The organism is Pseudomonas sp. AC229 (assembly GCF_979254655.1).
Map to the genome: position 1 here is coordinate 1 of NZ_CEEDHK010000037.1, position 1,029 is coordinate 1,029.

At 33.0% G+C, this 1,029-nt stretch carries 1 protein-coding gene; it reads left to right on the top strand.

Annotated features, from left to right (window positions below; genetic code table 11):
• Positions 1 to 310: 310 nt before the first annotated feature.
• Positions 311 to 916 (top strand): replication/maintenance protein RepL, encoded by a 606-nt coding sequence (locus AC0IW7_RS24735; RefSeq protein ID WP_471821483.1) that lies wholly within the window; start codon positions 311 to 313, stop codon positions 914 to 916.
• Positions 917 to 1,029 lie beyond the last annotated feature (113 nt).

The following is a 1,029-nucleotide window of genomic DNA, read 5'->3' on the forward strand; positions in this document are numbered from 1 at the left end:
AGAAAACAACTATTCTCTTAACTCGCCACTGCGAGCTTCACGAATTCAATTTCTAGCTAATCATAATTTCTTAAAGTTATCAGCGTTTTCTATATGTAAATATAATAGATAGAGAGAGATAAGCAGGCCGTGGCTTGTAGCCAATAATCCTCATCTGGGGGGTGAGTTATCCTCACTTCGGGAGTGAGGCTCCCTCATCTGGGAAGTGAGGAACCAAAACCTCATTAAAAATAATTAGAATTATTTTCAGTAAACCTCATTGATTTAAATTAGGATTATGTATAATGGATGTATAACAAAATAAAATAAAATGTCCAGACCTAACACGACCAAAAAGCTTTTAAAGAGCCAAGTAACAAACACTGTTGATTTAGCAACAGGCGAAGTAAAACAGAGCGAAGAACTTCAAGAGTATTCTGTTCAGACAGAACCAGCCTTTGTTAAACTTTATCTTGAAAATATAAAAATGCTTTATGACTTAACAGTGTCAAATCATAAGATTCTTAACGAGCTGTTAAAAATTTGTAATTATGGAGGTGAGATTATTCTTAATTCGTCTGTTAAAAAAAGAATATGTGAATCGCTAGAAACATCCATTGGTAGCTTTGATAATTCCTTATTAAAACTCAAACAGCAAGATATTATCAGGCAAGAAGTCCGAGGAATTTATTACCTCAATCCAGAATTATTCGGAAAAGGCCCTTGGGCATCGGTTTATCAAGACAGAGCTAAATATAAAAAAATCAAAATGACTATCGAATTTTCAGGCGAAAAAAATGCTAAAAAAACGGTAAAAACAGAGTTGATTGATGATACTGATGCAATAACAGCACAAGCTAATTTAGAAGGTGTTACTTTCGAGCAGTTTGTAGAAACTCTCAAAGACGAAGATGCTTTGAATGAAGAATCAATCTAAATAGTGAGAAAAAGTTGATAATTGTGAGAATTCTCTCTCACTTTTATTTTTATTTGCTTCGGTCATATATTACAGAAGCACAATTATTATCTTAAAATTCATCGTTGTTTTCG